Origin of the sequence: Nostoc sp. DedVER02, from assembly GCF_034530675.2 — a bacterium.
Taxonomy (GTDB): Bacteria; Cyanobacteriota; Cyanobacteriia; order Cyanobacteriales; family Nostocaceae; genus Nostoc.
In genome coordinates, this window is sequence record NZ_JAVRCP020000015.1 from 120762 (window position 1) to 142938 (window position 22177).

At 42.0% G+C, this 22177-nt stretch carries 18 protein-coding genes and 1 pseudogene; 10 read left to right on the forward strand and 9 right to left on the reverse strand.

What is annotated here, in order from left to right; genetic code table 11:
• Positions 1–248 precede the first annotated feature (248 nt).
• Positions 249–1955, reverse strand: coding sequence for a D-aminoacylase (locus RMZ41_RS16995; RefSeq protein ID WP_322642429.1), 1707 nt, complete (start codon positions 1953–1955; stop codon positions 249–251).
• Positions 1956–2212: 257 nt separating this feature from the next.
• On the opposite strand from RMZ41_RS16995, the gene RMZ41_RS17000 reads away from it, so the two are divergent.
• From RMZ41_RS17000 to RMZ41_RS17010, 3 genes are all read left to right on the forward strand, one after another.
• A complete protein-coding gene (locus RMZ41_RS17000) occupies positions 2213–3067 on the forward strand; it encodes a DUF5677 domain-containing protein (RefSeq protein WP_322642430.1) in 855 nt (284 codons plus the stop codon).
• 77 nt (positions 3068–3144) lie between these two features.
• Complete coding sequence (locus RMZ41_RS17005; RefSeq protein WP_322642431.1) at positions 3145–4011, forward strand: TIR domain-containing protein; 867 nt, start codon at positions 3145–3147, stop codon at positions 4009–4011.
• Positions 4011–4550 (forward strand): hypothetical protein, encoded by a 540-nt coding sequence (locus RMZ41_RS17010; RefSeq protein WP_322642432.1) that lies wholly within the window; start codon positions 4011–4013, stop codon positions 4548–4550. Before RMZ41_RS17005 ends, RMZ41_RS17010 begins: the two co-directional genes overlap by 1 nt.
• A 248-nt stretch (positions 4551–4798) precedes the next feature.
• Here RMZ41_RS17010 and RMZ41_RS17015 read toward each other — a convergent pair whose 3' ends face one another.
• The 3 genes from RMZ41_RS17015 to RMZ41_RS17025 all read right to left on the reverse strand — a co-directional run bounded on the left by RMZ41_RS17015 (position 4799) and on the right by RMZ41_RS17025 (position 7229).
• Positions 4799–6079 carry a glycosyltransferase gene (locus RMZ41_RS17015; RefSeq protein ID WP_322642433.1) on the reverse strand — a complete coding sequence of 427 codons (1281 nt, stop codon included), beginning with the start codon at positions 6077–6079 and terminating at the stop codon, positions 4799–4801.
• An 8-nt stretch (positions 6080–6087) separates the two neighbouring features.
• The gene (locus RMZ41_RS17020; protein WP_322642434.1) at positions 6088–6726 is read right to left on the reverse strand and encodes a YybH family protein; all 639 of its coding nucleotides are present in this window, start codon (positions 6724–6726) and stop codon (positions 6088–6090) included.
• Positions 6727–6797: 71 nt separating this feature from the next.
• Entirely contained in the window at positions 6798–7229 is a 432-nt protein-coding gene (locus tag RMZ41_RS17025; RefSeq protein WP_322642435.1) for a biotin carboxylase, read from the reverse strand.
• A 133-nt stretch (positions 7230–7362) separates the two neighbouring features.
• On the opposite strand from RMZ41_RS17025, the gene RMZ41_RS17030 reads away from it, so the two are divergent.
• Both RMZ41_RS17030 and RMZ41_RS17035 read left to right on the forward strand, forming a co-directional pair.
• Positions 7363–7974: a hypothetical protein gene (locus RMZ41_RS17030; RefSeq protein ID WP_322642436.1), complete on the forward strand. Its 612-nt coding sequence runs from the start codon at positions 7363–7365 to the stop codon at positions 7972–7974.
• A 327-nt stretch (positions 7975–8301) separates the two neighbouring features.
• A pseudogene (locus tag RMZ41_RS17035) lies at positions 8302–8415 on the forward strand (transposase); the annotation flags it as partial.
• 206 nt (positions 8416–8621) lie between these two features.
• Here the strand turns inward: RMZ41_RS17035 and RMZ41_RS17040 are convergent.
• The gene (locus RMZ41_RS17040) at positions 8622–9356 is read right to left on the reverse strand and encodes a DUF928 domain-containing protein (RefSeq protein WP_322640415.1); all 735 of its coding nucleotides are present in this window, start codon (positions 9354–9356) and stop codon (positions 8622–8624) included.
• Positions 9357–9829: 473 nt separating this feature from the next.
• On the opposite strand from RMZ41_RS17040, the gene RMZ41_RS17045 reads away from it, so the two are divergent.
• From RMZ41_RS17045 to RMZ41_RS17065, 5 genes are all read left to right on the forward strand, one after another.
• Positions 9830–11161 (forward strand): ABC transporter substrate-binding protein, encoded by a 1332-nt coding sequence (locus RMZ41_RS17045; protein ID WP_322640414.1) that lies wholly within the window; start codon positions 9830–9832, stop codon positions 11159–11161.
• Between the two features lie 55 nt (positions 11162–11216).
• Positions 11217–12125, forward strand: coding sequence for a sugar ABC transporter permease (locus tag RMZ41_RS17050; protein ID WP_322640413.1), 909 nt, complete (start codon positions 11217–11219; stop codon positions 12123–12125).
• Between the two features lie 2 nt (positions 12126–12127).
• Entirely contained in the window at positions 12128–12991 is an 864-nt protein-coding gene (locus tag RMZ41_RS17055; RefSeq protein ID WP_322640412.1) for a carbohydrate ABC transporter permease, read from the forward strand.
• 147 nt (positions 12992–13138) lie between these two features.
• Positions 13139–14239 (forward strand): ABC transporter ATP-binding protein, encoded by a 1101-nt coding sequence (locus tag RMZ41_RS17060; protein WP_322640411.1) that lies wholly within the window; start codon positions 13139–13141, stop codon positions 14237–14239.
• 186 nt (positions 14240–14425) lie between these two features.
• A complete protein-coding gene (locus tag RMZ41_RS17065) occupies positions 14426–14743 on the forward strand; it encodes a putative quinol monooxygenase (protein WP_322640410.1) in 318 nt (105 codons plus the stop codon).
• A 192-nt stretch (positions 14744–14935) separates the two neighbouring features.
• Here RMZ41_RS17065 and RMZ41_RS17070 read toward each other — a convergent pair whose 3' ends face one another.
• The 4 genes from RMZ41_RS17070 to RMZ41_RS17085 are packed head-to-tail and all read right to left on the reverse strand — an operon-like array spanning position 14936 to position 22056.
• Positions 14936–17812 carry an NHLP bacteriocin export ABC transporter permease/ATPase subunit gene (locus RMZ41_RS17070; RefSeq protein ID WP_322640409.1) on the reverse strand — a complete coding sequence of 959 codons (2877 nt, stop codon included), beginning with the start codon at positions 17810–17812 and terminating at the stop codon, positions 14936–14938.
• A gap of 7 nt (positions 17813–17819) precedes the next feature.
• On the reverse strand, positions 17820–20012 hold the full coding sequence (locus RMZ41_RS17075; protein ID WP_322640408.1) for an NHLP family bacteriocin export ABC transporter peptidase/permease/ATPase subunit: 2193 nt from the start codon (positions 20010–20012) through the stop codon (positions 17820–17822).
• On the reverse strand, positions 19931–20635 hold the full coding sequence (locus RMZ41_RS17080) for a hypothetical protein (RefSeq protein WP_322734471.1): 705 nt from the start codon (positions 20633–20635) through the stop codon (positions 19931–19933). The genes RMZ41_RS17075 and RMZ41_RS17080 overlap by 82 nt, the downstream gene beginning before the upstream one ends.
• Positions 20617–22056: an NHLP bacteriocin system secretion protein gene (locus tag RMZ41_RS17085; RefSeq protein ID WP_322640406.1), complete on the reverse strand. Its 1440-nt coding sequence runs from the start codon at positions 22054–22056 to the stop codon at positions 20617–20619. The genes RMZ41_RS17080 and RMZ41_RS17085 overlap by 19 nt, the downstream gene beginning before the upstream one ends.
• Between the last annotated feature and the right edge of the window lie 121 nt (positions 22057–22177).

Consider the following 22177-nt stretch of genomic DNA (forward strand, 5'->3'; position numbering starts at 1 on the left):
ATAGTCATTATCAGCCACACAAATACCTTTACATTTAATACCGTTCGTAGCAGTGCGCTGACAATGAGAACATAGAACTTTTTCGTTTTCTGTTTCTTTATTTATGTTTATATTAGTGTTTGCCTGTAGCTTGTCTTTGTCGATCTGGAGTTTTACATTCATAAGAATAAGCATGGAGGAATTTATTGCTGTTTAAATTTTACAAGCCATTGAGGAGTGATTGTCGGTACAACTCTCCGTGAGATACTTCAACAAGGAAACAAAACTGTTCCCAACTTTTCACGCCCCAAGCGATCGCTCACTTTCCCCCGACAAATAACCCGAACCCCATTAATATAAACCCCTTGCACAATATCATCTGAACCACGCTTAACCATCCGAAGTTCGCCATCTAAAACCGGATCTGATATCTGCACTTGCGGGCTAATTGGCTGATTTAAAGCATTGGGATCGAGTAAAACTATATCCGCTTTCGCACCAACTTTGATAACTCCCGTATCAAGACGAAACCAACCAGCAGGTTCTCCGGTAACGCGGCAAATCGCAGCTTCCGGTGAAAGGAATTTCGTTGCAACTGCTTGTTTGAGTAAAGATAAAGCTCCATCATAGTAGCCCAGGTTACGCACGTGAGCGCCAGCATCAGTAAAACCAGGCAAAATATGAGGATGCTGCATCATCGCTAAACGGGGTTTTAGGCGATCGTTCGCTCCTGTGGCTACCCAACGTAAATCTGTATCGTATTTTTGTAATGCGTAGATAAATAAATCTACTGGTTCTTGTTGGTTTTGACGAGCAATTTCCGCAAAACTTAACCCTTGCCAACTTGCTTCGGGACAATGAATAACTTCCATCAAATCTAACTGACGATGGAATGATTTACGCCGTTTATTGAGCCATTCTTGGCGAAACTGACGACGAAAAATTTCCGATGCCCATAGTTGTTGTCTTTCTTCTCGTGACTGACAGCCATTAAGTTGTGCGCCTGTGGAAAATTCTTCAAATAAGGGAGTTACAGATCCATCTGAGTAAATGGTGAAGGGTTCAGTTAGGGTTTGAAAGCGCACATTCCCATTTAGAAGTCGATTCCAAATAAAAAGTAGGGGGGAAAATATTCGCCATAGTTTGCGATCGTGTACGGCATCTAAGGCTGAGAGGACAGTTAGCCGCAGTGGTTTTTGTCCAATCCCTGAACCCATCCGCAGAATGTCTGCAAAGGAAGCTAGTCGTTGTAAGTTGGGGGTGACTTGAAAAACACGTTGGCTACGCCGACACAAATCCGCCAACATCGCATATTCTTTAAATTTGGCGTGTTGAGAGGGAATTGTGTAGCCTTGCCATTCTCCACTCATCCGATGCCAAGGAAACATATCAATAGAAATACCAATAAAGCCAGCATCTATTGCATCTATGGCTATGCGCTGCATAAGTTTTAGTTCAAATTTTGTCGGTTGAACAGTTAAACTGCGTTCTAACCCCATCACATGAGCGCGTAAGGCACTGTGTCCAAACATTGGGGCAACATTGGGGCCGAGGGGTAGCTGTTGCAAATGCTGTAAATATTCTGCTGGTGTCTGCCAGGAAACCGACTTTTTCAACCATTTTGCAATCAGCCGATGGGAAAGTGTCTCTACCCTCTGAAAAATATCAGCTAAAATTTGGGGTTGGGCGATCGCAACTGACAAGCTACAGTTACCAATAACCACGCTAGTAACACCATGACGAACTGATTCGCTCAATCCTGGTGCAATTTCTAACTCTAAATCGTAATGAGTATGAATATCTATAAATCCAGGTGTCACCCATAACCCCGAAGCATCAACCACTTCACGCGCTGGGGTAGTTAAGGAGGGTGCAAGGGTGACAATGCGGCCGTTTTGAATACCAATATCTCCGCGCACAGGTGGAGAACCTAAGCCATCGAAAATTAACCCGTTTTGAATCAGCAAATCCAACATGATTCTTTCTAGTCCTTTGGTTGTTATTGGATCTGTTTAGGGTCATTATAGGCTGGGAATTTATTGGAAATGGCGATCGCTTGTGATTGAATATTGTCAACATACCGATAACCTCCTGAACCCCGATTGCTCAATAGTATAACGGCAAAGCTTAAAGTATCCTGTGCAACCAAGGTGTAAGCTTCAAACTGTTGCCTAGTGCAGCAATAGCTTGTGTTACAATCGCGCAACCCATCTACATCTAAAAACTTACTAAAATGACTCGGTTATATTCGATTATTGAAAAACTACACAATGTATACGAGATTGGATACAAAATTTCTATTTTGGAAACAGGAATAAATTGCACTACAAACCGTACCTATTATGGTGAAATGTTATTTACAAAAATAGTTCAACATACTGGAAGTGTTATACGTCTCTTACCGAATTTAGAGACTAGTAACGAAAGATGGATAGATATAGATGTTTCATCTATTGCTAGTTTGACTAGAGACGTAATGGAGGCGTTCTCTGTCTTTAAGTACATCTGCATTGATAAACTATCTGAAGAAGAGTTTGAATTTCGTATCCATCTTTTGTCGCATCATCAATCATGTGACATGCTTAAGATAATAGAATTGTTGGGTTTTGATTCAGACAATAGTACATCTTCTTTCTATAAATGGATAAAACAATGTACTTCATTATATTTAACGCAATCTAATTTTTATCAAAATCTTGATAACAAACTAAAGCAGAGATTGTTGAAAGGTGACAAAGCTTTTCTCCGTAATCTAAGCGAAATAAGCAATGACTCAATCGGTGTAGAAGCACAGTCAGCACTCTATAGATTATTCTCAACAAGCAACCATTCCTTTCCTCTAGGAATTCATAATGTTACTGGTGGAGGCTCAAATAATCCGCTTAATAAACAGCATCTTTTGTCGCTGTCAACACGAGCCTGTGTATTGTACTTATCACTTTCAATACGAAATTACATTCGTTTGCGGTGGAGACACGGAAAATTATTAACCGATGAAGAGAAATCTTTCATACATATCGAATCTAAGCGAAACTTTATAGAAGAATGGATTTTAACGGTCAAAGAGCAAGAGCGGATTCTTTGCTAATAGAGAGGTCTAACACCTATAAGTTATGTTAGTAGTATGAGTAGTTTTCTTCTGCTTCTGAGCCAAAAAACTGGAAGATGAGCAATATTTATAACTTGGAGACAAGACCACAAGTTTTCGTAAGTTATGCAAGTGCCGATAAAGCAGTTGCACGAGTAATTATGGAAGGTCTGCGATCGCGGAATATCAATGTATGGTTAGATGATTATGAACTCTATCCAGGAACGCATTGGACTGAATCTATTCGCTCCGCAGTTTCAGCAAGTGCCTATTTTCTGCTTCTCTTGTCCAAACATTTGGTAAACTCCCATTGGGTAAGCAAAGAAACTGAAGCTGTACTGAAAGAGTTGCAAAACCGAGATATCACATTCTTACCTGTTCTTTTAGAGGATTGTGAGATTCCATCATCATTTGCTACATATCAGTTTTTTGATATGAGAAGTGGAATAGAGGAAAATTTAGAAAAGCTCGTTAACGCACTTAGCTCTACTGTGGAGATTGATTTTGAGAAATTGTCTCCACACACCTTTGAGCAACTGATTACGGATCTTCTTCAGAAACTAGGTTTTATCAATGTGCAATCGGAGAGCAAACAAAGTGATTCAGGCATTGATGCTATTGTTGAATTCCGACATAAAGATCCTTTTGGTGCTGAAAATCGGGAGGTATATGCAGTTGAAACAAAATTTTACCGTGATTCCCGTGCTGACTTGCGAACATTCAAGCAATTGATCGGTTATGTAAAGAACGATCCAAAGATTGATAAGGTACTGCTTGTTACAAACGGAAATCTCACATCTGTTGTTCTTGATTGGGTAAGCGATGCTCCAAAATTAACTGGTATCCCAATCCGTGTTGTTGATGGAACAGAGTTAAAGCGGCTTCTCCTTCAAAACACCGATCTAGTTTCCAAGTACTTTACTGCCAGTGTAGGTCACGCTTAATGAGCCGAATTACTGGTTTTATCAATCGGCTTGATAACTGTCCTGCTGGTCAGAAAGGTTGGCGAGAATTTGAAGATATGTGTGTAGAAATTCTTGAATTTTTATTTGTCCCGCCGTTGGTAAGACCAATTATTCAGCCACGAACGTACTCTGGTACAAATCGACGCGATGCAGTATTTCCAAATCGAAATTTTGATGAAAAACACAGTTGGGGCTTGCTTCTTCGTGAACTGGAAGCAAGATTGGTGCTATTTGAGTTCAAAAATTATGATGCAACAGATATTGGACATGAGGAAGTAATTCAAACTGATAATTACTTGACAGAGCCTATGGGTAAGCTTGCAATAATGGTGTGCAACAAACTTCCTAACGATGGCGCTCATATCCAGCGAAATAATATTTACAGTCGCCGTCGCAGAGTCATTCTCTTCATGACGAAGGAGCATTTGAAGGAAATGCTCTTCATTAAGGAAAGAGGAGAAGATCCATGTGATTTAATTGTCGATCTAGTTGAACGATTTTATCTACAACACGAGTAAAAGTAATAAATAATATTTTTCCCTCTGTGTGAAAATGCATCCGAAAGATCGCCTTTTGATTATGCCTCCATATCCAACGGTTTTCTGAATACTAGCCACCAGTGGAACAGTAGTATTGCTTCCCTACTTTCTAAAAATGAAGAATCGCTGACACCATTTGCTATAAATTGAATTCGGAGATTTTTTACTTCAAAAGCTTACTGGTTAAAGACTTTACTACCTAATTATAGAATATACTGCAACTTTACCTAAGTAATTCGACCACGATGCTCAGTCTTTACCCAGCGCGATCGCTCCTGCACACACATTTTAAAAGTGGTTAAAATCATCACAGGAATCCAATGCACCATATATAATGATGCTTGCACTGTTGCCCAAAGCAAAGGCCATCCTCGTAAATTTTGAAATTGGTAAAGTCCAGCAATAAAAGCAATTGTCAGAATAATACTAAGTAGTGTTTGCAGTGGAAACAGAATGGAATGATGGCTATAAAATATTGTCCAAAGTAAGTCTGGGATTAGTCCGATTGGCAAAATAAATTGTAATAGAAAAAACAATAGTAAATCAACTTCTTTCGCCCAACCTAAAGTCAGAATTTGCGGAAAATAATCTAGATAACGCTGATAGCCACCTTCAGCCCAACGACAGCGTTGATACCAAAGTTTTTCCCAAGTAGTTACACCTTCTTCCTGAATTGAAGGAACTGTCACAAACTCAATTTCTGTACCTGCTAAATAGAGTTTGAAGCAAAGATCCAAATCATCGGTGACAGTGTTCTCATTCCAACCATGACACTTTTCTAACAATTCCCGCCGAACTAACATTCCATTACCGCGCAGTTCAGACATTCCACCAATCGCAATGCGATGGGTTTGCAAAAAGCTATCACAGCACATTTCCATCTGCTGACAACGGGTTAAGAAATTGGTATTAGCATTAGAAATCGTTTTTCGCACTTGCACTGCACCGATCGCTTGCTTCTGAAACAGAGGTACTGTTTGCTGGAGAAAATTAGTAGGTAATTGAGCATCCGCATCGCAGACTAGAATAATTTCGCCTTGGGTAAAGGGAAACACCGCATTCAATGCCCCTGATTTACCACCTTTTGATTCGCGTCGATGAACTTGCAAAGATGGAAATTGAGTTTGTAATTCCCTCAATATCTGGGGAGTTTCATCGGTACTACCATCATCAACAATCCAGATATCGAGAGAATCGCTAGAATAATTCAATTGGTATAAGCTGTAAACTAAATTAGCCAAAACTGAACTTTCATTTTTAGCCGGAACTAAAATCGAGACTGGCGGTAAATTAATCTCACTCTCCATTACCGCCGCTGCTGGTTTTGCTAATAGCATCCGTAATGCTTGCACAGTCAGGATTGCCGTTAATCCCAGCATCAACCATTGTGTTTCTGGTAGCCAGTGCAGTAAACTCACGCCACCCCAAACCAATAAAACTACTAAAGTTGCTTTGAGACGACGAGAAAAGATAGTATTTTTACTAGGTTGATAAGTGTTTCTTCCCACTTTATTTGCTACATTCTTTCGGTTCGTGGCTTAGTCCTGCGACGTAATAATAACATCGTCACTGCTCCCAACAAGAAACCGCCCACCCCGGCTGCAATTGCTAGAATCCTCCCTAATTGTTGAGCAGCATTTAATACCGGGTTATTCAGGAGATTGGAGGAGAAGTGCAGCGATTGAATCGTCCATTTATCTTGGATTTTTTGTAGTACGGCTGTCCATCGTAACGCCATATCAGCCGCTTTGCCATCTTTGAAAGAAAAGGATGCGATCGCTTCTCCAGAGGAGACATCTATATCGGGAGTAAGAAATGTTCTAAGAGTATCTCCCTTTAATTGCATTTTGATATCTTTGATAGAACTGGAAAACTGCTGATTCCAGTACTTTTCAAACTCAGAAACTTTATTAAAAGTCTGATTATCAACTGTTGTGATTGTGAAGTTTGGGTGCAAATAAGGCTGTATTTTGGAAAAATCACGAGTGTTTAAGGCTTGCAGAGCAATATCTCGCGTGCGAATAATTGCATTTATCTCTTGTGGGTTAATATCTGCTAGAGCATATTGGGGTAGATTCCAAATTACCAACACTAACAAAACACTCCAAAGTAGCTGAGTGGATTTGTATATGCTTGCCCATCGCTGTTTCATCATATAAAAAATTCATACTCTTTTTTGCTTAAGGTAGGCGATCGCAATTTTTGTACAGATAGCTAAAACCGTTATTATCTACGCACTTGGCCACTAAATCCAGCTGCTTTAAACTGCTTCAGCTTCAACGGCGTAGGCTGATTTGCAGGGACAGAAATTCTCAACTCAAAATCGCTAATACCTGTTGGTACTTCAGCAATAGAACCTAAGCGAGTGCGATTTTGCATCACCGAGTCGTTGTTGGCATCATAGATACGTCCAAAAATATCTGCGTCGTAGACTGTTTTATTAGTACCATTTTCTGCTTTGCCAGTAACAATAAAGCAATTGGCCGCTGCGCTACCACTACTAATCACAGCGCCTTGTGCTAGTTCTGGTGGACAATCCTTATAACTAACGTCAAATAATCTAATCTGTGTCAACGCTACAGCAGAGGGAGCGATCGCAGATGATAGAAACGTAATGACACAGGAAATCAAAACAACCGTCAGTGAGCGCAACCGCATAGAAAACCCCGTTACTGAATCCAAGAATATGTAACTTATAATCTCAGCTTACCTGAATTTAACTACAAGGATTGAAGACTTTAATTTAACCTTTGTAATAATTAGGGAAATAACCCTCAATTGCTATTAAATTATGACTCCAGATGAGATTGAAGCATCTATGCTCGCAGCCTTTAATGATTGTGATGCAGCAAGCTGTCCTCTCACTGACAGGCAGAAACAGATATTACTGCAAGTGATTGAGCAAATTCAGGGGAGTTACGCCTTCGGGGTGTCAGATATTGCTAACCCCTTGGATGAACTTACCCCAGAGGAGTTAGAAGCATTTTTACAGTTTGTTAAAAGCGAAGAACAGCGTAACCGCACTTGGAAAGTGCAATTGCTTAACGACTGGCTGCTAGGCAATGACTCTGGAACAGTACAGTTTATTCGGCAACGTTATGGTTTACAGTGGCTCAATCGGGTTGAGTCATACCATTTTGATAAGTATTCTTATTTTGAGGATGCATTAAAGTTAAGAGTAGGCGATCGCATTGAAGTTTCCAATGCACTATGGGAATGGGTGCAAGAAGATGGGCCTTGTAAGCGTGAATGGTTTCCTTGTATGGTGATTAAGGTTGAGAAAATTAGCAACGATGATGATTCTTCTACTAACTGCGTCGTCCGCTTCTTTAATGGCGCTGAGTACGAAATTCAAGGAATCTACGAATGGAATCGCTATAACTGGCGTTGGCCGCAAAAATAGTGCTGAGTGCTGAGTAAATCTCATTGAGGCTTTGAACTCCATTAATGAGTTTTTATGCTCTGATTACTGGTGTATGTTTATAGAACCCATTTGGGATCTTGGGAGAGAGGGTAAATAAAAAATAAATGCCGTATTCCAGCAGCTTAACGGATAAAGAGTGGCAAATAATTGAACCACTGTTGCCCCAGAAAAAGCAAACTAGTAGTCTGCCAACCCAAAAATGCGCTTGTGAGGGCTGGGGAAAGGGGAAAGGGTACTGGGTTTGGGATTTAAACCCTTTCCCCCTTCGCCTTTACCCTTTACCCCGCCAAGTTCCCTTGGCGTACTACTAGACCGCCAAAGTGGACAAAGCGACAAATATTAGATGGTATCTTTTATCAACTCAAAAATGGGTGTAACTGGGGTGATTTACCTAGAGACTTGCCGCCATATTCAGAGTAATGAGTAGTGAGTAAGGAGTGCATAGTAAGAAGTAAGAAGTTCTTGCACGCTTTTTTGCGCCTGTTGCTCTTTTACTTATTACTCATTACTCATTACTCAGCACTGAGTGAGGCATGGCAACGCTATGAGCGAGTTCGCTTACTCTGTAAGAGTTTCAAGCTGCGCTTTTAGCGTCTCGTAGAGAACATCATTTTGAATTTTAAATTTTAAATTCTTTCGCTGGCAATTTTTTGGAGGTATTCAATGCGTTGCTGAATATTTTTTCTATATGCCTCCTTACCCATCAGTATTTCTGATTGGGCAAGTTCTTTAACTAAAGTTGCTCCAGCTTGCCCCAGTTTACCATTATCAGTTGTTTTCAATGCTTCTTCGAGTGCTTCATACCACAGTTCATTTTTGGCATAATAATTTACGCTTTCTGGAATGCTAGTATACTGTTTGTTAGCAAGTGATTCACGATTGATGACGGTAAATTCTGCACGTCTAACAATCGAGTCGTTTTCGCAGTCAATTGCAATTTGCCATAGATATGTTTTACCCACTGTCAGTTCGGAGTAATCATGGGGAAGTTTTAGTTTGTTAATTCCGACTCTTGTGGGTATTTTTTTTACTTGGCCAATTTGTTTAAGGTTGTTGGCTGAATCAAATTCAGCCAATCGGAATCGCACATTTTGGGGACTTGACATATACCAAACTAACGTCGGACGGGTGGAACTGGTTTTACCAATATATGTCTGAGGTGCAAGCTGTGTCATTGGGATACCGCCGTTACTTGGACATCCACGGGAACCACCCGCACGGGAATTTTCGCTAGATGGTTTGCGATCGCGTGGTTTAAACTCAGCAAATGCTGGGGCTGCTGTCATAAGAAAAACCATGCCTACAAGAAAGCTTGTAAGTCTGCGGTTATTTTGCCAAAGTCCGAAATGTTGATAACTCATGATAGATGTTGTTGATTATAGGATTAATCTAAAATTTGGTTGTACTGTTTCTTTTATGGTAAAGCTACTAGCCTGATTAAACCACATTTAGCACTACATTTTGTAATATTCCACTTAGTATTAAAAATTACTTAATTTTTAATACTCATCATTATATAGTGTATTAGTACTATATTTTGAAATACCGAATGCAATATTAAAGAATGAAAGCCTTTCCCTGTAAGCTTTTAAAGTTGTTAAGCGACAAGTTTTTAGTATAGAAATCTGGATAAACGACTTCGGAGATGTCAGCATAAAAGCATTAACTACTGCCTTATCCCTTTTTGTAAATACCAGGAAAGTATAAACTAGGAAGAAATCGGAAACAATAATAAGTAGTAGGGACGGTTACGCCTTCTAGACAAGCAGTAAGCACAGTTGTCTTCATAGATAACTATAATAATTACCATTAATTAGCGATCGCCACATTGATAATGTTGTATCAAAACCCAATAAACAAGTTGCAAAAATTCATCCAAAAACAAAGTTTTTTGCATATAGGGATTTTTCTGGCAATTCTGTTGGGGATTGTATTGTTCAATTGGGTAGCACTATCGCAACGACTAGTTACCCTCAATATGTTAATTACTGCCCCTGATGCCCAACCTTGGAAGCAGGGTTTGATTAGAGACTTTGAGGCTGAAAACCCAGGCATTCGCATTAACTTAGTTGAGGGGCCCAATGCCACAAATTTGCTCGAAGACCTTTACACCTCATCTTTTATTTTAGGTGAATCCCCTTATGACTTGGTGAATATGGATGTTATCTGGACACCCAAGTTTGCTGCTGCTGGATGGTTGCTACCCCTAGACGATCGCATTTCTAAGCAAGAGTTGGCAGTATTTTCACCCAAGGATGTAGAAGGCGGACGTTACCAGAACAAGTTGTATCGCATTCCTATGCGTTCCGATGTGGGAATGCTCTACTACCGAGAAGATTTAATCAAAGAAGCAGGATTGAAACCGCCAGAAACCTTTGAGGATTTGATGCGAATTTCCCAAACCTTGCAGAAAAAAAACAAAGTGAATTGGGGCTATGTTTGGCAGGGACGGCAATATGAAGGACTGGTAGCAATGTTTGTGGAAGTCCTTAATGGCTTTGGTGGCTTCTGGGTTAATCCCGAAACATTGGAGGTTGGGTTGGATAGACCAGAAACATTACAAGCCATTGAGTTTTTGCGTAGTACCATCAGCGAGGGCATTTCTCCTCCTGGAGTCACAACCTACCAGGAAGAAGACACCCGGCGTTTCTTCCAAAGTGGTCAAGTAGCGTTTTTACGTAGCTGGCCTTATGCATGGCCTTTAGCCCAAGAAAAGAATTCGCCAATCAAAGGCAAAATAGCAATTAAACCGATGGTTCATGCTCCCGGTAAAACTGGTGCAGCTTGTTTAGGAGGCTGGGGTATAGGGATTTCTAAATCTTCTAAACATCCCGAAGAAGCTTGGAAAGCAATTCAGTACTTTACCAGTCGGGAAGCACAGCGCCGCTTCATTTTGAGTGCAGGCTATGTTCCTAGTCGGCGGGATTTATTTACAGACCCAGAGATTGTTGCCAAATATCCTCACTATCCGCAATTACTGGAGGTCGTAGACAATGCAGTTTTACGTTCCCCAGTTGCCCAATATGCCCAGACATCTGATATTTTGCAGCGTTATCTCAGCGCTGCATTATCCGGTCGGATAAATCCAGAACGAGCAATGCAAGCTGCTGCTGATGAAACGCGCCGGCTTCTAGGGACTTGGGGGCAGGGGAGCAGGGGAGAATAATAATTCCTGATTAATGACAAATGACCAATGACAAATGACAAATGACAAATGACAAATGACTAATATTACACTCCGAAGCCGAGAACAACGCACTGCTTGGATCTTACTAACACCAGCATTATTGCTGTTGTTGTTTGTATTTGCCTACCCGATTTTACGAGCATTCTGGTTAAGTGTATTTACTAGGAATTTGGGAACGGAATTACAACCTGTATTCTCTGGTTTGGACAATTATGTGCGAATGGCAGGGGATGGCCGTTTTTGGCAGAGTTTGTGGGCGACGACCGTGTTCACAACAGCATCCGTGCTTTCGGAACTATTGCTTGGACTATTGGTTGCTCTAGTTCTCAATCAGGCGTTTTTTGGAAGGGGCATAGTGCGGACAATTGCAATTCTACCTTGGGCTTTGCCTACTGCTCTGATTGGTCTGGCATGGTCTTGGATTTTTAACGACCAGTTTGGGGTTGTAAACGATATTTTACGGCGGTTAGGGCTGATTACAACTGGAATTAACTGGTTAGGAGATCCAACTCTGGCGATGGGTGCAGCAATCTTTGCTGATGTTTGGAAAACTACACCCTTTATCAGTATTCTGCTGTTAGCCGGCTTGCAGTCGATATCAGCCGACCTTTACGAAGCGTACTCTGTCGATGGGGCAAATCCTTGGCAAAGCTTCCGTAATATTACCCTGCCACTGCTGCTGCCACAAATCTTAATTGCAGTCTTATTTCGATTTGCTCAAGCTTTCGGGATTTTCGACTTGATTGCTGTGATGACCGGTGGTGGCCCTGGTGGTGCAACTGAAGTGGTGTCGCTATACATTTATTCCACGGTGATGCGCTACTTAGATTTTGGTTATGGAGCAGCCTTGGTAGTAGTAACATTTTTAATATTAATTGCTGCGGTGGCGATCGCTAGTTTCTTACTTAATAAATCCCGTGCCAAAACATCAGGAGTTCTTTAACCATGAGTTCAACTCCACAACCAATAGTAAAAACCAGGTTTTCTGTTAAAAAAATCTTGCTCTTAATAGCAGTTGCATTAGTAATTTTATTCAGCCTCGCGCCAGCCTTATGGCAATTGCTGACCTCCTTTAAAGTTAACGAAGATATTGCCGCCGTTCCTACTGTTTATTTCCCCACGCGATTTACTTTTAGCCATTACATTGAGTTATTTACTCGTCGTCCATTTTGGCGCTACATCTTCAACAGTGCCTTTGTGTCGATTACTTCTACAGCTTTAGCTTTAGCGATCGGCGCACCTGCTGCTTATGCTCTGGCACGGTTACGCCCTTGGGGTGAACAAGCTATCCTCGCCAGCGTTCTCATGGTGACTTTATTTCCTGGAATTCTGTTGTTCCTCGGACTGTTAGAAATTATTCAAGCCCTCAGACTGGGCAACAATTATTTAGCGCTGATTATACCATACACCGCCATTAATTTACCCCTGACAATTTTAGTACTCAGAAGCTTTTTCCAACAATTACCTAAAGACTTAGAAGATTCCGCTAGGGTCGATGGCTACAACACCTTTCAACTACTGTGGCAAATTGTATTGCCTATGACCCTTCCCGCCTTAGTAACGACTGGAATTCTCACCTTTATTTTTGCCTGGAACGAGTTTATCTTCGCTCTGACTTTTATGACTCGTGAAGAGATGAAGACGATTCCCGTTGCTGCTGCTCAATTGGGCGGTGCAACAGTATTTGAAATTCCCTATGGTGCGATCGCTGCTGCTACTGTTATAGGAACGTTACCTCTGGTTTTACTAGTTTTGTTTTTCCAGCGCCGGATTGTTCAAGGTTTGACTGCTGGTGCTGTTAAAGGATAAGGGGATAAGGGGGACAAGGAGGCAGGGGAAAAGGTTAAAGGTTAAAGGGAAAAGGAATAAATTTAATCTTTCCCCTTTTCTCTTTACCCCTTTCCCTTTCCCCATACCCTGTTTGCCTAATGACCAATGACCAATGACAAAAGAAAAATGGCTAAACTCGAACTCAAAAATTTGAATAAAACCTATACTTCCAAAGTCGTCCCTGTCAAAGACGTAAGCTTAACAGTAAATAACGATGAATTTCTGACTTTACTTGGCCCTTCTGGCTGTGGCAAATCGACTGTTTTACGTATGATTGCAGGTCTTGAAGAACCTACTCGCGGTGAGATTAAGATCGGCGACGTGGATGTAACATATAAGTCAGCAGGCGATCGCAATATCGCAATGGTATTTCAAAGTTACGCACTCTATCCGCACATGACAGTGTACGAAAACCTTGCCTCTGGACTCAAGCTGAAAAAAGTACCACCGACAGAAATTAAACAGCGAGTGGCAGAAGTAGCAGAAATTTTAGGATTAGCAGAGTTAATGAACCGCAAGCCTGGTCAAATGTCTGGAGGTCAACGCCAGCGGGTTGCAGTTGGTCGTGCTTTGGTGCGTAATGCCGATGTGTACCTGCTAGATGAACCGTTAAGTAACTTGGATGCGCTGTTGCGAGAACGAGTCCGAGCCGACCTCAAGCAAATTTTTGCAGATCAAAAAGTCCCTGTGGTCTATGTTACCCATGACCAAACAGAAGCGATGACACTCTCCACCAAAGTAGCTTTACTTAACGATGGCTATGTCCAGCAACTTGACCCGCCCGAAATCATCTATAACCATCCAGCTAATTTATTTGTGGCTGGATTTGTTGGTAGCCCTCAGATGAATTTGCTAACTCTTCCTTGTAAGGAACGCTACGCTATATTAGGTAACTTCCAAGTACCTCTACCAGATATACCAACTGTACCACCTCAGATTGTGCTAGGTATCCGCCCAGAAAACGTTCGCATTGCCCAACCAGGTGATACCCAAACTATTCAAGGGCGAGTGTATCTAGTAGAAAACTTGGGTATGCACTATTTGGTTAGTGTCAAAGTTGAGGGTTCACAAACTGGAGCCATTACAGTACGCGCTTTGCTGCCAACAGACCAAAATTGGAGTAGCGAGGTTATTACACTGACATTGCCTCCTGAAGATATTCACTGGTTTGATGTTCAATCTGGCCATGCTCTTGTCAGGAGACAAATGTTAGATGTGAGGGGCTAGTACCGCAAGGCGGAATTAAAAATTAAAAATTAAAAATGAATACAGCGTAAGCGTTTCATAGATTTGTAATGGGTGGTTTACTTCCGCCGTGCTGTACTAGTAACCCTTTTTCAATTACTTCTATTGACTATGAACTGTTGGCTATGGACTAATAACTAAGAACTAATAACTAATTAACATTCACCAATGACTAACCAAACCATTCATGTTGTAGCTCATTTTGTGGCTTTACCAGATAAAGTAGAAGAACTCAAAGCAATATTATTAGGACTGATTGAATCAACGAAACTTGAAGTAGGTGTCATTAAATATCAACTTTTACAAAATCAATCAGATTCAACAGATTTTACTTTTGTAGAAGAGTGGGAATCTGCGGCAGCACTGGATACTCATTTAGCATCACCTCATCTGCAAGCAGCAATAGCCAAGCTAGAAGGATTAATAGCTGCGCCACTAGAAGATATCCGTCGTTATTCTATTTTGGCTGCGATACCTAATACCTAATACAGTGCTGTTTTAACCAAATATATGGTAACAGTCAAGATGGTTAGGATATCAACAGATGATGAAACTTAAACACAAAAAGACTTTTCACCCAGTCCCTAGTCCCTAGTCCCCAGTCCCCAGTCCCCAGTCCCTTGCTATATAAATAAAAGTTAATCTGTGACAAAGATGCCTCCTTGAGATTCCGTATAGTTATGACTGCCGAACTACAAGTCGGGCAAATAACCCTTCTTGTGTAATCAAGTTTGAGTAATTACCCATCTGCACTACATTACCTGCATCAAGAACATAAATGCGGTCTGCATGACGAATTGTGCTAAGGCGATGGGCAATCACCACTCTGGTAGCATTTAATTTAGCTAAACTTTCAGTCACAATTGCCTGGGTGCGATTATCTAGAGCGCTGGTTGCTTCATCCATTAAAATAATTTTGGGCTTTGCAACTAGCGATCGCGCAATCAATAATCTTTGCCGTTGTCCCCCAGAAAGATTAGTACCCCCCTCGGCGATTATAGTATGCATCCCCATTGGCATTTGTTTGATGTCATCAGCAAAGCCTGCCATCTGTGCAGCTTCCCAAGCTTGTTCTAGAGAAACCAAGGCTCCGGCGGTGATATTATCAAAAATTGAGCCAGTTCCAAATTTGCCATTTTGCAATACTACCCCTAACTGTCTGCGTACAGCCTGAAGTTCCAAATCTGCCAAGTCTTTGCCATCATAGTAGACACTGCCTGTCAATGGAGTTTCAAATCCCAGCAACAACCGGAATATTGTTGATTTACCACTTCCAGAAGGGCCAATAATCGCTACAAATTCTCCTGGTTCAGCATATAAACTGACATTATTGAGAATTAAGTTGCCATTTTCCGAGTAGCGAAAACTCACACCTTCTAGGGCAATACGACCACTTAATTGACCAGGGTTAACTTTGGTTGAGTTATCTTCAGGCTGCGATCGCCAAATTGGTTTTGCTCGTTCCCATATTGGTACAATACCCCAAATCTCAGATCCAGTATTGCTCAGGTCAATTATCCCTTTGATGAAAATTGTCAAGGCATAGTTAAAAGCAACAAATATACCAAGTGTGAGGCGTGGCTGCATCAACAGCATTGCAAACCCGAAAAGCAATATAGAACTTACTAAGGGTAGTGCTTCATTGAATACAGACATACCATCTTTAATCTGTTGCCAATTCGCCTTTAGCCGGATTCGCTGGCTATACTTTTTTGCCCAAGCAGCAAATGCCCGTTCTTCTGCCATTGCTACCCGCAATTTGGCAACACCGTTGATTAGTTGGATAGTAAGTCCCTGAATCGCGCCATTGAGTTCTTGCTGTTTGCGGGATTTATTCACCAAGAGGAAACTTGCAACTGTCGTAACCACAGCAGCAAAGATTGCTAAACCTACTCCTAACAGCGCTAATTGCCAGCTGTAAATAAACATCAACACTAAATTGAATAGGGCAAAAACTCCACTCAACAACGTTCTTTGGGTAGCACCACTGAGTTTTTGATGAATTTCCCTCACCGCCATGACACGGTTAACTAAGTCTCCGGCAGTATACTGACGAAAAAACCTCGGACTTAATCTCAGCAGGCGATCCCAAATAGCTGGCTGCAATACGCTATCAGTGGCGCTTTCAACTCGTAGGGTAATAATACTTTGGGCAATTTGAAAAGCTAACTGTCCAAAAGCAACCGCAAACATGACCAATCCTATTTGCCACAGTAAAGCGCGATCGCTATCTGGAATGGCATGATTGATTAAAATTGCTGTTGCTTGTGGTGCAACCATTCCCAATATCGTCCCCAGTAGCCCCACTACTAAAATACTAACGATGTCTTTTTCATAACCTTTCATCCCAAACCGAAGTAAATCGATGGCTTTGAGTGCTACTTGGGGCAACGGTCGATACAGAACGTAGGCAGATGTTGACAGTGTTTTTGCTACTGCCTCATTTACAGGGAGGCGAGTCCGCGCAACTGGGTCAAAGATCGCATAATCTCGGTTTTCTGTGGGTAATAAAGCTACTGGGCGCTTTTCTAATTGGGTATAAGCTAACATCGGCCCTTGATCTTGTCGCCACCAACCATTCGCCAAAGTCACACGCCGGATGCGAATGTGCGATGATTGGGCGATCGCTGCCACAGGGTCTTGAATAGAACTAAAATTATCTGCTGCTGGACGAATCTCAATTCCTAATGTCCGTGCAATTGCTCCCATTGCTACCAATAAAGGCGGCCCCTCTTGAGAAAATACAGCTTCTTGCTCTGGTTGCAATACTGTTGCTAAGTCAGAGAGTGCGCCCTCAATTACTTGCTGATTAAGTTGCTCTCTTTGCTGAAACTGCTGAAATTCTGCTTCTGCTTGCTTGTTTGCTAGCAAACTCAAGTAGCAAAAGAAATAAGTATGTAAACATACTAAACTGCTGCATATTTCTTCATTACTTGGTAAATCTGCCGTTGCTAGCACCTGTCCAATAACTGCATTTTCTGCCTCCAACCACATTGCACTCGTGAACGGAAAAGCTGGCGAGGCGGGATTCAAGGTTAGTTCCTCAACTCCCATCCAGCTAGTATTACCTTGCTGCAATTTCACCCATACAAGTGTTTGTTGCCACAGATGTAGTGCCTCACCAGTGGATAATGAAAAATTCTGTCCCGATGTCTGCACAAGGTTTAATGCCGTTGTCAAAACTGTTTGCTGGGCATTAAGAAATTGACCTAAATGATTTATCCAACCTTCTAAAAGTTCTATGGCTTGAGAGTCAACCGCCGCGATTCCCTGAACCAAATCAACCATTGACATCTGGCATAATTGGGTAGGTTCAGTTGCGATCGCTACAAAACTCCATTGGCTTTTTTCTGGTAAGAAAGCTGCACTAAACAATGCTTCCCCAGGGTTGACATGAAACAGATAGCGGCGCTGCTCCTTTGGTAAACTGTTTTTAACTCCAGTCGCAAATACAGCTAATGTCCCAGACTGCACTATCCAGAATATTTCTGAGTCATTTAACAATACTGGTTCGTTTGCCTGAAAGGAGTACAGATTCACCTGCTGGCTACTCATTGCTCAACTATGCCTCTGCCGCGTGGAGTAAGCGAACATAAGTTCCGCCTTGCTGCCATAATTCCTCATGAGTACCACTTTGGACAATTTTACCTTGGTCTAGAACAATAATTTTATGGCAATCACGAATTGTACTCAGGCGGTGAGCAACTACAACACAGGAGCAACCACGTTGTTGCAAGTTACGGTTAATCATCAATTCGGTTTCTACATCGAGGGCGCTGGTTGCTTCATCTAGTACTAATATTGTGGGATTTCTCACCAAAGCGCGGGCGATTTCTAAACGTTGGCGTTGCCCACCACTGATATTCATACCGCCTTCAATCAATTCAAAGTCATATTTGGCAGGCATAGAAGCGATCGCATCATGAATGGCTGCATCATAACAAGCTTGCACCAAATCAGCTTCTGGCACAGTTGAATCCCAAAGAGTGATATTGTCTCGCACAGTCCCCGCAAATAAAAAGATATCCTGCTCAACCATTGCCAATGAGTTAGCCAACACAGAACGCTTAATTTGCGATCGCTCTACACCATCAAAACAGATTTCCCCTTCCCAAGGTTGATAAAGACCGCAAATTAGTTTAGCAATTGTAGATTTACCTGAACCACTTCCCCCCACAAGCGCTATTCGTTGTCCAGGTTGAACAGTTAAGCTCAAATTCTCAATTAAAGGAGGTTCCACCCGACTGTAGCCAAAAGTGATATTTCGTAACTCAATATGTCCCTGTAATTGCCACAGAGATGAAAAAGTAATTTCTCCCCCTTCTCCCTGCCCCCTGCCCCCTGCTCCCTGCCTCCCCTCCACTTCCAAATCAACAGGATTTTGCAGGACATCATCAAGGCGGTTTAAGTCAGCTTCTAAATCTTGCAGTGTGCTGCCGAAATTAACGAGGCTATTAACTGGCTCTAAGAAGCTCAGTGTTAAACTTTGGTAGGCAACCAGCATTCCAATACTAAGATTGTCATTCATTACCTGAAAGCCGCCAATCAGTAGAATAGAAGCTGTGGTTAGGGCTGTCAAAATTGTTGGTAATGTGGTGAGAATTTGAGTTTTTAAGCCTAATTGTTGTTGGGCGTTGAGGGCTTTAGCGTAATAACCAGCAAACCGAGCAAATAAATCTGACTCCAACCCAGAAGCTTTGATGGTTTCTATTGTTTGGATGCCGCTAACTGTCACACCACCGACTTTACCGTATTCCTGAGCTAGACGGATATTAGCATCGACACGAGATTGCGATAAAAATAGGAGGGCGAAAATATTGATTGCAGCAAAACCAACTGCGATCGCACTCAATAATTGGTCATACTGAATCATAATCAGCAGGTAAAAGACCATCATTACTGCATCAATTAATGTAGTTGCCAAAGGCCCTGAGAGAACTTCTGCCACTCGGTCATTCAATTGCATCCGACTACTAATTTCCCCTGCAAAACGTTGGTCATAAAACCCAACAGGCAATCGCAGAATATGCCAGAGAAACTGTCCTGATGTGCTGACTGACAACTTAACCATCAATCGCCGCAGGTAGGTAAGCCGCAGTCTGGCAAGGAATGCTCGCAGTATAGTAGTTAACAGCATTCCTAGCAATAAAGGTCGTAACCAATCTTGCCGATCTTGGATTAAAATCTCATCGATAAAGACTTGAGAAAAGGCTGGCACGGCTAACCGAGGCAATGTTAACAATAACCCAGCTAGCAGACAAAACAAGATAGTAACTCGTGAATTTTGTAAACGGGTAGTTAAAGCCGAAATAATGTGATTTTTTTTGCCGCCCTTCTGAAAGTCTGCTCCTGGTTCCATTGTCAGCACAACACCAGTGTATGCGCGATCGAACTCTTCCCAACTCACTGTTCTCCGACCACTAGCAGGATCGTTGAGGTAGACGCATTTTTTGCTATATCCTTCTACCACAAGAAAATGGTTAAAATTCCAAAAGGCAATGTAGGGAAGACGGGTAGCTGTCACCTTTTCTAGAGACAGTTTTAAACCTTTAGCATTGAGTCCATAGTTTTTGGCAGCTTTGAGAATATTAAAAGCTTTACTCCCATCCCGCGAGACACCGCATTCTTCACGCAATTTAGCCAGTGGCACAACCCGCCCGTAATAGCTAAGAATTATTCCCAAAGCAGCCGCACCACATTCAACCGCTTCCATTTGTAAAAGTGTAGAAGTGCGAACACGATTTGGTTTGGGCATGGGGCATGGGGTATGGGGCATTGGGGACTGGGGATTGGGGATTGGGGGCTGGGGACTGGGAAGTAAAAATCTTCTGAGGGTGAACGTTGAGCTTCTGAGGGTGAACGTTGAGCTTCTGAGGGTGAACGTTGAGCTTCTGAAGGTGAACGTTGAGCTTCTGAAGGTGAACGTTGAGCTTCTGAAGGTGAACGTTGAGCTTCTGAGAGTGAACGTTGAGCTTCTGAGAGTGAACGTTGAGCTTCTGAGGGTGAAAGTTGAGCTTCTGAGGATGAAAGTTGAGCTTCTGAAGGTGAACGTTGAGCTTCTGAAGGTGAACGTTGAGCTTCTGAGGGTGAACGTTGAGCTTCTGAGGGTGAAAGTTGAGCTTCTGAGGGTGAAAGTTGAGCTTCTGAGGGTGAACGTTGAGCTTCTGAGGGTGAAAGTTGAGCTTCTGAGGGTGAAAGTTGAGCTTCTGAGGGTGAACCTTTAATTTTTAACTTTCTATTCCCAATTCCCAATTCCCAATTCCCAATTCCCCAATGCCCAATGCCCAATTCCCCATTCCCAATTCCCAATCCCCAGTCCCCAGTCCCCAGTCCCCAATGCCCAATTCCCCATTCCCAATTTAATAAATCCCCGTCCAAGATCGCAGCATAGGAATAATATAAGAAATTGGTGCTTTTTCTCCAACTTTTACTTGAACAGAGGTAGTTGTGCCGGAGGATATTTTTAAAGCAGGGCCGTCAGAAGATGACCATTTGTAGCCACTGACTGATGTCGGATTTTCTTTGAGTTGGACAAAAGCTTGCACCTGATTTTCACCTTTACCCGCAAGACTGGCGGCCATTTCTTTGTTACCAACGATCGCTGTAATATCTTGTGTAGTTACAGGAAATGAAGAAATATCTGCGATCGTTCCGACAATGCCACCTTCGCGCTCACGCTTGGCAAAGCTGGGAGTCACCTGTACAGCCATCCCTGGCTTGATTTGCTTACCATCTTTATTAGCAAAGTAAACAAGACTCATAAGTTTTGAATTTGCTTTTTCAGCTTCGATTGACCCCAAACGAGTACCCGGATTCATCATTTGTCCAGGGACAGCACTCAGTTCGAGAATGTGACCATTATATTTGCTAATAATTCTACTTTCTTGAGATAATTGCAGTTCTAATTGGGCAATTCGCCGCTTTACTTCCCGAATTTGATTTGTTTTGTCAATTGATCGGTTCAGGTCTTGCTCGCGTAATTTAGTATTTTGAGTATTCAGGTCTTTAATTTTGGTTTTAATTTCGTCAATTCTATTAAGATTTTCCAGATATTCTCTTTGCGTAGTAGTTTCTTGGATTTCCAGATCCTTTAATTGCACATCAATATCTGAGAGTTCGCTTTGAGTGTTAAAATATTCCTGTTCAGCTTGCACCAACATATCTTGGCTGATGACATGCTGCTCGAAAAGGTGACGACGATTATCAACTCGTCCTTTAAGAGTTTTAAGTAAATAATTAATTTGTTGTTTGCGAGAATTAATGCTTTGACGTTTTTGAGCGATCGCTCTTTGGGTTTGATCGCGTAACTTTGGTGCATCTTGCTCTCGGCGCAGATTATTTTCCAAATCCATTCTCTGCTGTCCAAGAGTAATGATTTGTTGGTCAATCAGCAGCTTTTGTAACCTATCAGTCTCTTGATTTTGGGTTTGCAATTGTTGCAATTTTATTTGCTCTTGCTGTAATTGCTGCTTCAGCGCTGATTGGTCGATTATCCCTAGTACATCACCTTGTTTAATAACATCTCCCGCCTTTACCTTCAGAGTTAGTAACGGGCCAGAACTGGGTGCTTGAAATTCCACAACATGGTGCGGTTTAATCAAGATACCTTGACCTGTGACGGTGAGGGGAATTCTGCCGAACACACTCCAAAGGCCAGCTACAGCAACCACAAAAGTCATGGTAGATAAAGTCAACCAAGCTTGAGGCTTGACTACATTTATCGCTTGATCCAGTTGTTCTGGTGAAGATAAGCGCTCTAAAGCTTCTGGGCGATAGATGTGGCTGTGTTTTAGTTGCATTGTTCTCCTTCTTGCTGACAGCACCTAGAACCTTAAGACTTCTAGACTTTTAAGATTAAAGTGCGATCGGGGAGAACTAGGGGAGAAGTAAGGGAAGCGATCGCTTCTACTCAAATGAAAT

Coding starts and splice junctions, on each gene's coding strand:
- RMZ41_RS17045 (WP_322640414.1), top strand. CDS start 9,830: ATGTTGTATCAAAACCCAATAAACAAGTTGCAAAAATTCATCCAAAAA.
- RMZ41_RS17040 (WP_322640415.1), bottom strand. CDS start 9,356: ATGAGTTATCAACATTTCGGACTTTGGCAAAATAACCGCAGACTTACA.
- RMZ41_RS17065 (WP_322640410.1), top strand. CDS start 14,426: ATGACTAACCAAACCATTCATGTTGTAGCTCATTTTGTGGCTTTACCA.
- RMZ41_RS17030 (WP_322642436.1), top strand. CDS start 7,363: ATGACTCCAGATGAGATTGAAGCATCTATGCTCGCAGCCTTTAATGAT.
- RMZ41_RS17055 (WP_322640412.1), top strand. CDS start 12,128: ATGAGTTCAACTCCACAACCAATAGTAAAAACCAGGTTTTCTGTTAAA.
- RMZ41_RS17070 (WP_322640409.1), bottom strand. CDS start 17,812: ATGAGTAGCCAGCAGGTGAATCTGTACTCCTTTCAGGCAAACGAACCA.
- RMZ41_RS17050 (WP_322640413.1), top strand. CDS start 11,217: ATGACTAATATTACACTCCGAAGCCGAGAACAACGCACTGCTTGGATC.
- RMZ41_RS17075 (WP_322640408.1), bottom strand. CDS start 20,012: ATGCCCAAACCAAATCGTGTTCGCACTTCTACACTTTTACAAATGGAA.
- RMZ41_RS17010 (WP_322642432.1), top strand. CDS start 4,011: ATGAGCCGAATTACTGGTTTTATCAATCGGCTTGATAACTGTCCTGCT.
- RMZ41_RS17000 (WP_322642430.1), top strand. CDS start 2,213: ATGACTCGGTTATATTCGATTATTGAAAAACTACACAATGTATACGAG.
- RMZ41_RS17005 (WP_322642431.1), top strand. CDS start 3,145: ATGAGCAATATTTATAACTTGGAGACAAGACCACAAGTTTTCGTAAGT.
- RMZ41_RS17085 (WP_322640406.1), bottom strand. CDS start 22,056: ATGCAACTAAAACACAGCCACATCTATCGCCCAGAAGCTTTAGAGCGC.
- RMZ41_RS17060 (WP_322640411.1), top strand. CDS start 13,139: ATGGCTAAACTCGAACTCAAAAATTTGAATAAAACCTATACTTCCAAA.
- RMZ41_RS17025 (WP_322642435.1), bottom strand. CDS start 7,229: ATGCGGTTGCGCTCACTGACGGTTGTTTTGATTTCCTGTGTCATTACG.
- RMZ41_RS17020 (WP_322642434.1), bottom strand. CDS start 6,726: ATGATGAAACAGCGATGGGCAAGCATATACAAATCCACTCAGCTACTT.
- RMZ41_RS16995 (WP_322642429.1), bottom strand. CDS start 1,955: ATGTTGGATTTGCTGATTCAAAACGGGTTAATTTTCGATGGCTTAGGT.